This window comes from Sorangiineae bacterium MSr11954 (assembly GCA_037157815.1).
In the GTDB taxonomy this organism is placed as follows: domain Bacteria; phylum Myxococcota_A; class Polyangia; order Polyangiales; family Polyangiaceae; genus Pendulispora; species Pendulispora albinea.
In genome coordinates, this window is sequence record CP089984.1 from 2,413,416 (window position 1) to 2,426,974 (window position 13,559).

At 68.2% G+C, this 13,559-nt stretch carries 13 protein-coding genes; 3 read left to right on the forward strand and 10 right to left on the reverse strand.

All coding sequences use genetic code 11. The features are described from left to right. Window positions 1–70: 70 nt before the first annotated feature. Genes LZC94_09845 through LZC94_09870 form a run of 6 tightly spaced genes read right to left on the reverse strand, consistent with a single transcriptional unit; the run spans window position 71 to window position 4,325 of the window. Window positions 71–964 carry a hypothetical protein gene (locus LZC94_09845; protein WXB17566.1) on the reverse strand — a complete coding sequence of 298 codons (894 nt, stop codon included), beginning with the start codon at window positions 962–964 and terminating at the stop codon, window positions 71–73. Window positions 965–997: 33 nt separating this feature from the next. After that, window positions 998–1,522, reverse strand: coding sequence for a leucyl aminopeptidase (locus LZC94_09850; protein WXB17567.1), 525 nt, complete (start codon window positions 1,520–1,522; stop codon window positions 998–1,000). A 59-nt stretch (window positions 1,523–1,581) separates the two neighbouring features. After that, complete coding sequence (nusB, locus tag LZC94_09855) at window positions 1,582–2,004, reverse strand: transcription antitermination factor NusB (GenBank protein WXB17568.1); 423 nt, start codon at window positions 2,002–2,004, stop codon at window positions 1,582–1,584. Beyond that, complete coding sequence (ribE, locus tag LZC94_09860) at window positions 2,004–2,501, reverse strand: 6,7-dimethyl-8-ribityllumazine synthase (protein WXB17569.1); 498 nt, start codon at window positions 2,499–2,501, stop codon at window positions 2,004–2,006. Before ribE ends, nusB begins: the two co-directional genes overlap by 1 nt. Continuing rightward, entirely contained in the window at window positions 2,501–3,682 is a 1,182-nt protein-coding gene (gene ribB, locus LZC94_09865; GenBank protein ID WXB17570.1) for a 3,4-dihydroxy-2-butanone-4-phosphate synthase, read from the reverse strand. The genes ribE and ribB overlap by 1 nt, the downstream gene beginning before the upstream one ends. A gap of 7 nt (window positions 3,683–3,689) precedes the next feature. Next, entirely contained in the window at window positions 3,690–4,325 is a 636-nt protein-coding gene (locus LZC94_09870) for a riboflavin synthase (GenBank protein ID WXB17571.1), read from the reverse strand. Window positions 4,326–4,393: 68 nt separating this feature from the next. On the opposite strand from LZC94_09870, the gene LZC94_09875 reads away from it, so the two are divergent. Then, window positions 4,394–5,080, forward strand: a complete 687-nt coding sequence (locus LZC94_09875; GenBank protein ID WXB17572.1) for a hypothetical protein — start codon at window positions 4,394–4,396, stop codon at window positions 5,078–5,080. 157 nt (window positions 5,081–5,237) lie between these two features. Here the strand turns inward: LZC94_09875 and LZC94_09880 are convergent, their stop codons facing one another. From LZC94_09880 to hemB, 4 genes are read right to left on the reverse strand one after another with little or no spacing between them, the layout of a single operon-like run. Next, window positions 5,238–5,780, reverse strand: a complete 543-nt coding sequence (locus tag LZC94_09880; protein ID WXB17573.1) for an inorganic diphosphatase — start codon at window positions 5,778–5,780, stop codon at window positions 5,238–5,240. Then, window positions 5,777–6,352, reverse strand: a complete 576-nt coding sequence (locus LZC94_09885) for a hypothetical protein (GenBank protein WXB17574.1) — start codon at window positions 6,350–6,352, stop codon at window positions 5,777–5,779. The genes LZC94_09880 and LZC94_09885 overlap by 4 nt, the downstream gene beginning before the upstream one ends. Then, entirely contained in the window at window positions 6,349–6,930 is a 582-nt protein-coding gene (locus tag LZC94_09890) for a hypothetical protein (GenBank protein ID WXB17575.1), read from the reverse strand. The genes LZC94_09885 and LZC94_09890 overlap by 4 nt, the downstream gene beginning before the upstream one ends. Next, the gene (hemB, locus tag LZC94_09895; GenBank protein ID WXB20368.1) at window positions 6,927–7,919 is read right to left on the reverse strand and encodes a porphobilinogen synthase; all 993 of its coding nucleotides are present in this window, start codon (window positions 7,917–7,919) and stop codon (window positions 6,927–6,929) included. The genes LZC94_09890 and hemB overlap by 4 nt, the downstream gene beginning before the upstream one ends. A gap of 148 nt (window positions 7,920–8,067) precedes the next feature. Between hemB and LZC94_09900 the strand changes: the two genes are divergently transcribed. Continuing rightward, window positions 8,068–9,708 carry a uroporphyrinogen-III synthase gene (locus tag LZC94_09900; GenBank protein ID WXB20369.1) on the forward strand — a complete coding sequence of 547 codons (1,641 nt, stop codon included), beginning with the start codon at window positions 8,068–8,070 and terminating at the stop codon, window positions 9,706–9,708. Next, window positions 9,705–13,199 carry a hypothetical protein gene (locus tag LZC94_09905; GenBank protein WXB17576.1) on the forward strand — a complete coding sequence of 1,165 codons (3,495 nt, stop codon included), beginning with the start codon at window positions 9,705–9,707 and terminating at the stop codon, window positions 13,197–13,199. Before LZC94_09900 ends, LZC94_09905 begins: the two co-directional genes overlap by 4 nt. Window positions 13,200–13,559: the final 360 nt, after the last annotated feature.

The window sequence follows — 13,559 nt, forward strand, 5'->3', positions numbered from 1 at the left end:
ACGCGGAGCGTACTATTCTGCGCGCGCCTACGGAAGTCGGGACGAGGCCCGCGCGCGGCGGCGGCGGACTTCAACGCGGCGGCGGCGATTCCGGACGCCATGCGCCGCTTCGGAGCACGTAGCGGGATCGTCCGGGTATGCGCACCTCGCGGACCGAGTGCTCGGGATCGCCGGGGAGGGTGAGCGCGACGGTCTCACCCGAGACATCCGTGTGCCGGACGACCTCCGGACATAGAATGGCGAGCGACGCATGCTCGGCGGCCGCGAGCACCTGCTCCACCTTGGTCATCTCGGCGAGGAGCTCCAAGGTGCGGTGCGTGGGCGGCGCGAGCTCGATGCTGCCCGCCTCGAAGCGCGCGAGCACGTCCTTCGGCGTGGCCCAGAAGCTCGCGATCGTCTCGTGGCCGTCGTGCGCCCCTTCTTGCCCCGGCGCCGCGCGGGCCACGAAGAAGCGCGTATCGAATCGTTTGCTCTGGTTTCGCGGCGTGATCCAGCGGCTCCACGGGTGGAGCGTGTCCAGATCGAGGCGGAGCCCCGCCTCGGCCGCGAGCGCGCGAAACGCGGCTCCGGCTTCGATGCGGCCGCGGAGCGCGAGCAGCGCGGCATGATCGAACGCGCCCGCGGCGCGCGTGGCCGGGAGCAACGCGGCCTCCTCGAGCGCCTCGCGGCAGGCGGCGATGCCGAGCGCGCGCCATCCGTCTTCGTCGGCGCCGCCATCGTTGTCGCGACCCCCGGGCGGTAGGCGCGGATCCGTGCAGAGTGCACGCCAGGCCGGATCGCGATCCGCCTCGTCGACCTTGCCGCCGGGGAAGACCACCAGGCCGCCCATGAAGCGCGACTTCTGGCTCCGTTGAACGAAGAACGCCGAGAACGATCCCGCCTCGGGCTCGTCGCGAAGCGCAATCAATGTGGCTGCATCGACCGGTACCACCTCGGCTTGGCTCGGCTCGTTCGTTTCGGGCATGACGCTTCTTTTAGCCTAGCGCCCGGCCGCGGCCTACGCTCGGCGGGCTCGCCGCTGTTCTTCTTGGGCGCGCTCGAGCAGATGGCGCTCGGCGTCGGCGTGGTCCACGATCCACCAGGTGTCGTGTGCGGCAGAGGTCCCGACGCACTCCAAGACCACGGTCGCGGCCCGATCGGGCAGGATGGAGGCGTCGGCGCGGCCGGGGAGCTCCACCACCGCGCGCGGGACGTGCAAGCCCTCCAAGGTGCGAAGCAGATGGAGCACGGTCTCGCGAAAGCGCGCCTCTTCGAAGCCCTGGGGCGGGCGCGGTCCGAGACCGAAGACGAGCACCTTGTCGAAGGGTAAGCGCGGCCGGCCGGGCACACAGAGGACCTCGCCCGCCTCGCCCCGCAGGTAATCGGCGCGCTGCAGGGCGCTCAGTTTGCCGGCGAGCCGCCAATCGAGCAGACCGGCGAGGCCGCGCATGGGCACCTCGTCTTGCCAGATGGCGCACGCCACCACCTCGGCGTTGGCTTCATCGATGCGGCGAAGATCGTGCGGTAAGTAGCGTAAATCCATCCGATCCGTCGCTCCGTGAGCTCCTGGCGATTCGGTCTATCCCGTGCGCCCGCGCCGCATCAACGATCCGTGTCCTTGCGCCCGAGCTCCTCGGCGATGCGATCGAGCACGCCGTTCACGAACGAGCTCGACGACTCGCTCCCATACGCCTTGGCCAGCTCGACGGCCTCGTCGAGGATGACCGCGCGCGGGACGTCTTGCCGGTTCTCGAGCTCCCACGTTCCGGCGCGCAGGAGGTTGCGATCCACGCGGCCCATGCGCTCGAGGCGCCAGTGCTTGGAGGCGGACGCGATGCGCGCGTCGAGCGCTTCGGTCTTCTCGGCGACGCCGCGCACGATCTCTTCGGCGTAGGCGCGGCCTTCGGGCTCGCCCTCGAAGTTGCGCCAGTAGAGCGCGATGGCCTCCTCGGCCCCGGCCCCCGAGGCCTCGATTTGAAACAGCATTTGCAGCGCGGCCTCGCGGCCCGAGTGACGAGCTCCCATCACAACCCCGCTTCGTCGAGGGCGCGGCCGAGCGAGACCATTTCGATGGCCGAAACCGCCGCGTCCCAACCTTTGTTGCCCGCCTTCGTCCCCGCGCGCTCGATGGCTTGCTCGATGCTATCGGTGGTGAGAACGCCAAACGCCACCGGCACCCCGGTGCTGGCCGCCACGCTCCCAACCCCGTTGGACGCGGCCCCCGCCACATAGTCGAAGTGCGGCGTCGACCCGCGGATCACCGCCGAGAGCGCGATGATCGCGTCGAACCCGCGCTTCGCCGCGAGCCTGTGCACGATGGCCGGGATCTCCCACGCCCCCGGCACGCGCACCACCGTGACGTTCTTGGCGTCGCCGCCGTGGCGGACGATGGCGTCGAAGGCGCCGCGGATGAGCGGGTCGACGATGAAGTCGTTGAAGCGGCTGGCGACGATGGCGAATCGTGCGCCGCTGGGGACGACGAGGTTTCCGACGAACGTACGCGCGTCGTCCAACGTGGGCATCAGAGGAGTCTCCCGGAAGACGGCGGGGCCGGTACTTTGTTCATGGCTTTGAGGGGGATGCTTTCGACGACCTCGAGCCCGTAGCCGTGGATGCCCGCGATCTTACGGGGGTTGTTGGTCAGGAGCCTTATCTTGTGGAGGCCCAAGTCGAACAGGACTTGCGCGCCGAGGCCGAAGTCGCGCAGAGGGTCGTCTTTTTTCTCGTGGGGCGGCGCCGACAAGGCCTCGTGGAGCGCCAGCTCCAGCTCGACATTGCCTTTCGGCGGAAGATACACCACCACGCCGCGTCCTTCCGCTTCGATCATGCGAAACGCCTCCCGCAAATTGCGGGCACCCTCGCGGGGGGTGGAGGCGAAGGTGTCGGCAATGAGGGAGCCCGAGTGCATCCGGCAGAGAATGGCCTCTCCCGTCGCGACTTCGCCTTTGACGAGGGCGAGCAGCTGCCGGCCGTCGGTCGCCGATTCGTAGACGATGGCTCGCCAGGTGGAGCCCGTGGCGTCGAGCAGGATGCTCTTCTCGGTGAGGCGCCGAACGAGCCGCTCGGTCTGGAGCCGGTACTCGATCAAGTCGGCGATGGTGACGATGATGAGCCCATGCTTCTTGCCGAAGCGCTCGAGATCCGGCATGCGCGCCATCGTGCCGTCGTCGTTCATGATCTCGCAGATGACACCGGCCGGGTTCAGGCCTGCGAGCCGCGCCAGATCGACCGAGCCCTCCGTTTGACCCGTTCGCACGAGCACGCCGCCGGTGCGGGCCTTGAGCGGAAAGACGTGTCCGGGGGTGACCAGATCGTCGGGGCGGCAGTCCGGGCTGGCGGCCAGGCGGGTGGTGAAGGCGCGGTCGGCGGCGCTGATGCCGGTGGTCACGCCGTGTCGCGCTTCGACGCTCACGGTAAACGCCGTTCCGAGCGGCGGTGCACCGCGACCGGGCGCTTGCATCATGGGGAGCTCGAGGCGCTCGATTTGCTGCTCGGTCAAGGTCAGGCAGATGAGCCCCCGCCCGTGCGTGGCCATGAAGTTGATGGCCTCGGGGGTGACGAATTCGGCTGCCATGCACAAATCGCCTTCGTTTTCGCGGTCTTCGTCATCCGTGAGGATGACCATTTTGCCGGTGCGAATGGCGAAAATGGCCGCGTTGACGCGTTCGAGCAGCTTTGGATCGATATCGAGCATAGGGGACATGGACGTCTCAGGTGCCGCTTTTGGTAGACGCAGTGAGCGCGGCGTGCGAGTCGACCTCGCGCGCGCGCAGGATGTAGCGCGCCAGCACGTCGACTTCGAGATTGACCTTTCCTCCCGGGGAAAGAATTCCAAGGGAGGTCACCTTGGCGGTGTGGGGGATGATCATGACATCGAACCGGTCCGCGCCGACGCCGTTGACCGTGAGGCTCACGCCATTGACGCAAATGGAGCCTTTTTCCGCGATGAAGCGCGCGAGGTTCGCCGGGTAGCCGAACGTCAGCTTGGACATTTCGCCCACGGGCTCGCGTTCGAGCAGCACGCCGGTGCCATCGATGTGCCCCGTGACGATGTGCCCTCCCATGCGGCCTCCGAGGGGGGTGGCCCTCTCCAAGTTGATGGTGGCCGGCAGGGTGAGCTCGCCAAGGGTGGTGCGGGCCAACGTTTCCGACGAAGCATCGCAGACGAAACCCGAGCCGTCGGGCAAGATGGTCTGCACGGTGAGGCAACAGCCATCGATGCTGATGGACTCCCCGAGCACGAGCGGTTCGCCGATGTCGCCGACCTTGATTTCCAAACGCGCATCGGGGCCGACGCGATCGCGCCGCGTAAGCTGTCCAGTGGCTTCGACCAGTCCGGTAAACATGGGTGAGATTCGCCTTTCTAAGGTAGCCGTTCAACCTCTAGGGGAAAAGGCCGTAGAGTAAAGGAAGCATGATGCGCCCCGTTCGGTTGGCTCTGCTCGCTGGAATTGCGCCGTTCGTTCTTCTCGTTCTTCCACTCGCTTCCATGACCGCCTGCGGGCCCAGCTTTCAAGCGATCTACGAAGGCGACGCGCGCTTCGAGCACTGTTACGCGCTCGAGGAGAACCCCAACGTTGCCATGCAACAGAAAGGCGAGTGCTGGCGCGATTGGTTGGCCCATTACACCTACGGCCAAACGCGCGACCGCGTGATGTACGCCCACGCGCGCGCGCAAGCCATCCGCCGTCCGCACGAGCTGCCCACCGACGAAGCGCTCATGCACGCCGCGCCCGGCGAGGTCGGTGCGCGCGCATGGAGCGCGACCCCGGCGCCCACCAGCGCCTTTACGCCGCCGCCCAAAACATGGGGCGGGGACGACGCCGGCACCTCCGCGCCCGGCAACGGCAATTGGTCGCTCGCGCCCGCCGCGTCGGTGTCATCGGCACCTGGCCCGGCACCAGGGACACCCGGCGCACCCGCGTCACCTGGCGCACCGGGTGCGGCCGCGGCAACGAGCCCCGAGGCGCCGCCACCCCTCGCCGGGTGCACCGGGGAGTGCGATCGCGGGTGGAGCACCTGCCGCGGCGCGTGCAAGGCCGACGGATGCGAGACGTGCACGAAGACCTACAAGGCGTGCCTCCGCACCTGCGCGAAATAGAGCCCGGCGCGATCCGCACGAACCCGCGCGAAATAAAGCCGGCGCGATCTGCACGCACCTGCGCGAATGAAGCCGGCACGATCCCGCACGCACCTGCGCGAAATAGAGCCCGGCGCGATACGCACGAACCCGCGCGGAGCGCCGCCCGGCGCGGGGGTCAGTGTGCTTCGGCGGCGCGCAGCTTTTGGTAACCGATGATGGATTCGCGGATGATGCGGTTGGCCTCGAAGGGGCCTTGAAAGTCCTCCACGGTGACCGCCTTGTGCTCGAGCAGCTTGTAGTCCTCGAAGAAGCGACGGAGCTCGATCAAGGTGTGGCGGGGCAGCTCGCGGATGTGCGTGTATTCGCAGTACGCCGGATCGTCCAGGTGCACGGCGATGATCTTGTCGTCGAGGCCCTTCTCGTCGCGCATCTGCATGACGCCGATGGCGCGCGCGCGCATGATGCACATGGGCGCCACGGCCTCCTGGCAGAGGACGAGCACGTCGAGGGGATCACCGTCGTCGCAATAGGTGCGCGGGATGAATCCGTAGTTGGCCGGGTAGTGGACGGCGCTGAAGAGGATGCGGTCGACCTTGAGGAGCCCCGTGTCCTTATCGAGCTCGTATTTGACCCGCGAGCCTTGGGGAATTTCGATGAACCCGGGGAAGCCTTCTTCGATGGGCTCGGGGATCGGGATGTCGTGCCAGGGATGACTCATTCCGTTGCTCCAGTGTCGTTCGTGGCGTCTCGACTCGAATCGGTGGGCCTCGGACCGAGGCTCGCGCCGCCTGCATCGATCGAAGGCGGGGCCGGCTCGGCCCTGACCCTCACGTACAAGTAATACTCGCCGCAGGTGTCGTTGCGCACGGTCATGACGGGGGCCTTACCCGCCTTGCCGTGCTCCTCGATGTGGTACTCGGCCAAGTTACCGCCCAGGGGGGCAAAGCGCCGTCGGTCCTCGCCCTCTTTGTTGGGCGCGTTCGGATCGCGCATGACCGCGATTTGGGCCTCGGGCGCATAAATGCGGCGGCCCTCCAAGCCGTGCAACCAAAAACGGTACGTTTGCTTCGCGGGGTAGTGGAGCCAATCGGGCGAGTCCAGCGGCCGGCTCTCCCAGGTGTCCGGCGGGATGAACCTCCCTTCGCCCGGCAGGTTGCCGAAGTCGATGACCGCGGGCTCGTTGCATTGGTCCCCGTAACATCCGGTGCCGCCGGTCAGAAACGCCAAGCTGGTGAGCAGGAACAACCCGCTGCCCAACGTCCCATACGCGAAGAAGCGATGGGGTCTCATTCCGCGCCGGTGTCGCTCGACGCATCGAGGTTCGCGCCGGTGCCTGCGTCGCCCGCATCGGGGGGGCCGGCGTCGGTCACGGGACCGCTCGGATAGGCTTGGACCTCGAACCGCGCATAGTAATCGGCGCACGTGTCGTTTGCGACGACCACCCTCGGGGCTTCGCCAGGAGGGGTCTCCAGGATTTTGACCTCGGCGAGGTTGCCGCCCGCCACGGTGAATTGCGTACCGGGTTGCGGGCCGTTGGGGGATTCGTCCGGGCTGACATAGGTGATGACGCGAAACACCTTGCGCCCTTCGAAGCCGTGCAGGCGAAGGAAATACCTGCGCTTCGGGCTATAACGAAGCCACTTCGCGCTCTGGGCGTGGCTCTCCCAAATATCGGTGGTGACGAGGTGCCCTTCGCCCTCCTTGTCGCCAAATTCCAAGTCGCTGCCCACGCATTGATCGCCGTAGCATCCCGCGGAGCCCGCGACGAGCGCGAGCCCGGCGCCCAGCAGCAACGTGAGCAACGTGCTCCCGAGCGCTCCGAACAGAATGACGCGGCCCGATTTACGCCACCACCTCGGTCGCATCACGCTCCCAAGAGCTCGGCGGCCCGAAGGGCATGGTACGTCAAGATGATGTCGGCGCCGGCGCGGCGGATGGAGGTGAGCACCTCCATCATGGCCCGATCCAAGTCGATCATCTTGGCGGCGGCCGCCGCGTGCAGCATGGCGTACTCGCCCGATACGTTGTAGGCCGCGATCGGGAGGTTGCTGGCGCGGCGCACCTCGCGCAGCACGTCGAGGTAGGGCAGGGCGGGTTTGACCATCAAAATGTCCGCCCCCTCCATCTCGTCCAGCGACGCCTCGCGCAGCGCTTCGCGCGCGTTGCCCGGATCCATCTGGTAGCCGGCGCGGTCACCGAACTTCGGTGCACAGTCGGCCACGTCCCGGAAAGGACCGTAAAAGGCGCTCGCGTACTTCACCGCGTAGCTCATGATCGCCGTCGACTCGAACCCGTCTTGGTCGAGCGCCTGGCGGATGCGCGCCACCCGGCCATCCATCATGTCGCTCGGCGCGATGATGTCGGCGCCCGCGCGCGCGTGCACCTGCGCCATTTTGGCCAGCACGTCGAGGGTCGCGTCGTTGTCGACCTCGAGCTCTCCGGTGTTCTTGCGTTCGCGGAGCACGCCGCAGTGACCGTGGTCGGTGTACTCGTCGACGCAGACGTCGGTCACCACCAGGAGATCGGGGACGGCCGACTTGATCTCCGCCACGGCGCGGGGCACGGGGCCGTCGGGATCGATCGCGCTATCGCCGTTCGGATCCTTCGTCTTGGGGAGCCCGAACAGGATCACCGAGCCGATTCCGCGCTGCGCGATCTCGCGGGCCTGGGCAGCCGCCATCTTGACGGGGAGCTGCAAGACGCCGGGCAGGGACGCTATGGGATTGGGCTCGGACAGGGTCGCGCTGAAGAAGAGCGGGTAAATGAAGTCGCTCGGGCTCAGCGAGGTTTCGCGTACCAGTTTGCGCATGGCCGGCGAGACGCGCAGTCGCCGCGGCCGAATGTCGGGAAAACCCATGGCCATCGTCTACCACGCCATCGGTTTGCGGACAGGCGAAGAAGAAACCCCGTGACGAATTGCTTGTCGGCGCCGGGCGGGCGCGCGAAGGTAGCTCCCCATGGTCGGCCGAGTGGTGTTCGTGGCTTCGCCCGCGGGCGGGCGAGACATGCTGCCTTTGCGCGCTCATGACGCGCTCGCCACCTGCCACGCGGTCGTTCACGATGAGCACGCCGATCCGGAAATTCTGGCCATCGCGCCCGAGGCCGCCGTTCGGATTGCCGCTCAAGCTGGCGAAACCGGCGAAGCCCGCGAAAATGGCGAAACCGGCGAAGCTGGCGAAACCGGCGAAGCTGGCGAAACCGGCGAAGCTGGCGAAACCGGCGAAGCTGGCGAAACCGGCGAAGCTGGCGAAACCGGCGAAGCTCGCGAAACCGGCGAAGCTGGCCAAGCTGCCGGGGACGATCCTGCCACGGCGTGCGTGGCGCTGGCCCGAGAGGGGCGAACGGTTGTGCGGTTGACGCGCTCGGAGGTGCTCTTCGAGGGCGGCGAGGCAGAGGTTCGCGCCGTGGCGCAGGCCAAGGTGCCCTTCGAGGTCGTGCCCAGCGCCCGCCCGGAGACGTCGGTCTCGGCGTTTGCGGGGACGTCGTTCGCCGCCTCGAGCTACGCCGTCTTGCGGGCGCCCGCGGCGGAGGGCCTTTTGCGCTGGGACTGGGCCTCGCTGGCGCATGCCACGGACATGCTGGTGGCGCACGTGACCCGCGCCACCTTGGACGAGGTGGTGACGGCGCTCCTGCAGCACGGGCGCTCGCCCGATACACCGGCCATGGCGTTGACGGATTTGGGCCGCCCGGTGCAGCGCACGCAGGTGGGAACGCTGTCGGACATCGCCACACGCGCCCGCCGGCTCTCCACGGACGCGCGCATCCTGGTGGTGGGCGACGGGGTGGAGCACGGCCGCGCGCTCGCCTGGTTCGATCGGCGGCCGCTGTTCGGCAAGCGGGTGCTGGTCACGCGCACGGCGGAGCAGTCGCGCTCCACGCTTTCGCTGCTTCGCGCGCGCGGTGCGGATGCGATCGCGCATCCCACCATCGAGATTCACCCGCCCCCCGATCCGGGGCCGATGCAGCGTGCGTTGGCGCGTCTCGCAACGGATTATGACTTCGTGGCATTCACCAGTGAAAATGGCGTGGCGTGCGCCTGGGAGGAATTATTACGCCAGGGGCGGGACGCGCGCGCCTTCGGAAACGTGCAGATTGCAGCCATCGGTCCCGGTACGGCGGCGGCGTTGGCTGCCCACGGGCTGAAGGCGGATTGCGTGGCCAAAGAGTTTCGGGGCGAGAGCCTGGCCGAGGCGCTGCAAGAGCTCTGGGCCCGCCGAGCTGGGGGCGGCGCAGCCGGTCGGGCGCCGCGTATTTTGATCGCGCGTGCGCTCGTGGCTCGTGATGCACTTCCGGAAGCGCTGCGGGTGGCCGGGTGGCAGGTCGATGTCGTGGCCCTCTATGAAACGCGCGCCACCGGGCCCGACAAAGTCGCCAACTTGGCCCGAGCGCTCGAAGATGGTGCAATCGATGCCGTGACCTTCACGTCGAAGAGTACGGTCGACAACTTCTGCCTCGCGCTCGGCCCGGAGACCGGCCGTTTGCTCGCGAAGCCGAAGGTCGCCGTCATCGGGCCGATCACGCGCGACGCAGCCGAAGCGCGCGGGATTCGGGTCGACGTGATGGCCTCTCCCTACACCGTCGAGGCCCTCGTCGGCGCCCTTGAGGCGAGCTTCGCGGGCGCGTATTTTCGAGAAGACCCCGTTTGACTTCCCACGCTATCCCCATCTCGCTGAGCTCTCTCATCGTCCAGAGCGAAATCGCGACGATGCGCCAAGTCGAGGAGGCCTTGGCGCGCCAAGTGCTCTACGGCGGCGATTTCGTCACCAACCTGCTCGAGGTGGCGGCGGTCGACGAGGAGAAGCTCACGCGCGCGGCGGCCGAAGCCCATGGCCTTGCGCCCGCGCCCATCGGGGTGCTCCCATCGCCCGAGCGCCGCGCCCGCGCCATGATCCCCGCGGAGCTGGCGTCGCATCGTTCGATTTATCCGCTCTCCGTCGCGGCGGGCGGCGAAGAGCTGGTGGTGGTGGTGGCCGAGCCGCTTCCACCGGCCGAGGAAGAGCAGCTCACCTTTGCGCTGGGGGTGCCGATCGTGCAGCGCATCGCGCCCTTGGTTCGCATTCGGCAAGCGCTGAATCGGGAGTTCCGCGCGCCTCTGGAGCGAAGGCTGGAGCGTCTCGTCTCGCGCCTTCACGGCGATCGCGGGATCGTATCGAGCGACCTTCCACCGTTGCTCCGCGATGTTCCTTTTGCCGAGCAGCCCCCGAGCCCTCCCGCCGTACCGTCCTATCGCAAAGCTTCGCCTCCACCGGCTCCTTCCATAACCGATGTAGGGGCATTTCCACCGGCGCCGCCCGTTCCCGTTTTTGCGAGAAGCGAGGAAGCGCGGTATCCGGAAGAACGCGTCTCGGATGAAGGACGCGAACGGCGGGAGGTGCGCGTGTCGGGGTCGGGGGAACGCGTCTCGGGATCGGGGGCAGGGGAGCGTGCGTCGGGCGCGGGGGCGGGGGAGCGCGTGACGGCCCCGGGCCCGGGGGAGCGCACGACCAGTCCGGGCGAGCGCGTGACCCGTCCGGATCCGGGGGATTCGGAGCGACGCCTGAGGCAATCGGTGTCTTCGACCGACATCCAAGCGAGGATGGAAGTCGAACCTCTCGCGTCTGCGGACCCGACGGAGCCGAATCGCCTTGCCACGCTCGTGCGCGAGGCGTCGGTGGTTCCGAGACCGGTCCGCCGGCGCCGGGGCCCGCTCACGTTCGAAGCGGCCAGCACGGAGCTCGAGGTCTTGGTCGACCGCGACCAATTGTTGGACCTGTTCTTCGATTTCGCGCGCCAGTATTTCGATTACTCGGCGCTCTTCATCGTCCAAACGGATCTCGCGGAGGGCCGCGAGGCCTACGGTCCGGGGGCCTCGCGCGATCGGGTCGCGGGCATCGGCGTGCCGCTCGACATGCCGAGCATGCTCGCATCGGCGCGCGACATCCGCGCCCCCATCGTGGCCAGGCCGGATCTGGAGGGCCTCGACGGCGTGTTGATGCGCGATCTGGAGCGCCTCCCGGCCACCGTCGCCGCCGGGCCCAATGGGCATCCGCTGGAGGCGAACACGATCATGTGCGTGCCCTTGGTGGTGCGCTCGCGGGTGGTGGCCATCCTTTACGGCGACGCCGGGGATCTCGACGTCGATCGCGACGCGGTCTCCGACGTGCCGACGTTCGCGCTGCTGGTGGGGCAGACGCTCGAGCGCATCATTCTGAAGAAGAAGCTGGGCGGCTTCTCCGGCGCCGGCCCGGGCGCCCTCGCCAGCGGGCGTCTGTCCGATCCAAGCCTGGTCTCGCCGAAGCGAAGCTCGCGCAACCCCTCCGCCGAAGAGCGCGCCGTCCGCGCCGAAGCGCTGGGCCGCGCGCTGTTCTCGGGGGCCGCCACCGTTCGCGCGAGCACCTCGACCCCGCCGCCGTCGATGCCGCCGCCCGCTCCCTCCGATCCCGACGTCGCGGGCGAGTCGCGCGTGGCGGTTCCGCCGCCGGCGCCCGTCGTGGACGTGGCGGCGCGGATTACGCCGGTGCGTGAAACTCCGGTCGCCGCCGTTGCGCAGGTCGCGGCGGCGGCGCGCGCGTCCGCGGCGCCTCGCATCGTGGAGGAGGTCGCGGAGCGGATTTCGTACGCGGAGAGTGGCTGGGATACTCCGCCGGAGTTGCAGGCGGCGCAGCCTGCGGAATTGGCGCAGCCGGTGGAGGTTGCGGAACGGGGGGATGCGTCGGGGGCGGAACAGCGTATCGAGCCGGCGGTGGGGCGTGGTGTCGAGCCGGCGGTGGGGCGTGGTGTCGAACCGGCGGTGGGGCGTGGTGTGGAGCCGGCGGTGGGGCGTGGTGTGGAACCGGCGGTGGGACGTGGTGTCGAACCGGCGGTGGGACGTGGTGTGGAGCTCGCGTCGGAACGGGTCACGGTGCCGGGGGCGGGTCGGATCGTGGAGTTGGGGGCGCAGCGGATTGCCGAGGCGCAGCCGACGGCGGAGGCGGAGGCGCAGCGGATCGCAGAGTCCGGGCTCGAACACCGGCGTGAGGTCGCGCAAATCGACGTGCCGGACGCGCGAACCTTCGCGCCGGTCGTGCAAAGCGAAGCACCGGAGGCGCAAACCTTCGCGCCGGAGGAGCGCGACGAGGAGGAAGAAATTTTCTCCGACGCGTCCACGGAGGACGAGACGGTTTACACCATCGACGAGGCGGCGGAGGAGCAGTCGAACCGCGAGCCGATGGTCAGCCAAATCGTCCTCCCCCCGCGGACGCCGCCCACGCCGCACGCCGACGGGGAGGCGCTGCCCTCGGTCATCGTGGACACGTCGCGCGAGCTCGAGCAGCTCGTCGAGCGCTACCTCGAGGAGGGCGACGACGACTACGCCGAGGGCGAGCTCCTTCGCGAAGGCCACCAAGCGATGCCGGTGCTGATGGCGCGCTTTCCGGGCCCCATCGTCGCCGAGCCCAAGGCCGCCGAGGGCGAAATCCCCTGCGCCAGCGCGTGCGGCCCGGTGCTGCGCCTCATCGCCATGCAGCGCCGCGTGGCGCTCCCCTGGGTGCTCGAGCACGTCGACTCCCGCAACGAAGAAAAGCGCTACTGGGCCACGTTCCTGCTCCGCGAGCTCGCCTACGTGGACGCCATCCCGCGTCTGGTGGCGCGCCTGCTCGACGTGAGCGATCGCGTTCGCCGCGCCGCGCGCTGGGCAGCCGCGGGCATGGCGCGCCAGCACGGCGAGGAGACCGCGCGCGAGCTGGGGCGCGTCGTGCGCGATCCCACCATCGATGGCAAGAAGCGCCTGACCATGCTGGAGGTGCTCGAAGAGATCCGCGAGCCCCTCGCCGTTCCCACGTTCATCGCGGTGCTCAACGACGATTCGGAGGACATCGCCGTCGCCGCCCGCCGCGCGCTCCTGGTGGTCGCCCGTCAAGACTTTGGCCGCGACACCCGCCGCTGGACCCAGTGGTGGAACTCGAACTCGTCCCGCGATCGCATCGAGTGGCTCATCGACGCCCTCGTGCACGAGTCGCAAGCCATCCGCCGCGCCGCCGGCGAGGAGCTGAAGGCCATTACGAAGGAGTACTTCGGCTACTACGACGATCTGCCGAAGCGCGATCGCGACCGCGCGCAGGCCCGTTACCACGAGTGGTGGATCACCGAGGGACGCGCCCGCTTTACGCGCCCCAACTGATCGCAGCCCTTCCGCATATTGCAGCCTGATTAACGTCGAGCTCGAAACGAGGGGGCTGGCCGATGGACCAGGTGCTCAGCGCCTCGACCGTGTAGGACTATGGCGCGAAACGTCGTGAATTGAGGCGAAAAGTCGGGCAATGCAAGCAGCGCGCCGGATCGCTTGCGAAGCATCGAAAGGATGTCACCATCGCGGGGCGGGTGAGGACGCACCTACCGGGGCGAATGCGCGAGCCCGGTAGCGCGAGAGCGATGGCACACGCGCTGCTTAGATAAATTGCGGCGACGGCAACACGTCGTTTTCTACCAGACTTTTGCCAATCCATGAGGTCTTTCGTGTCGCAACTCTTTCACGCTCGTT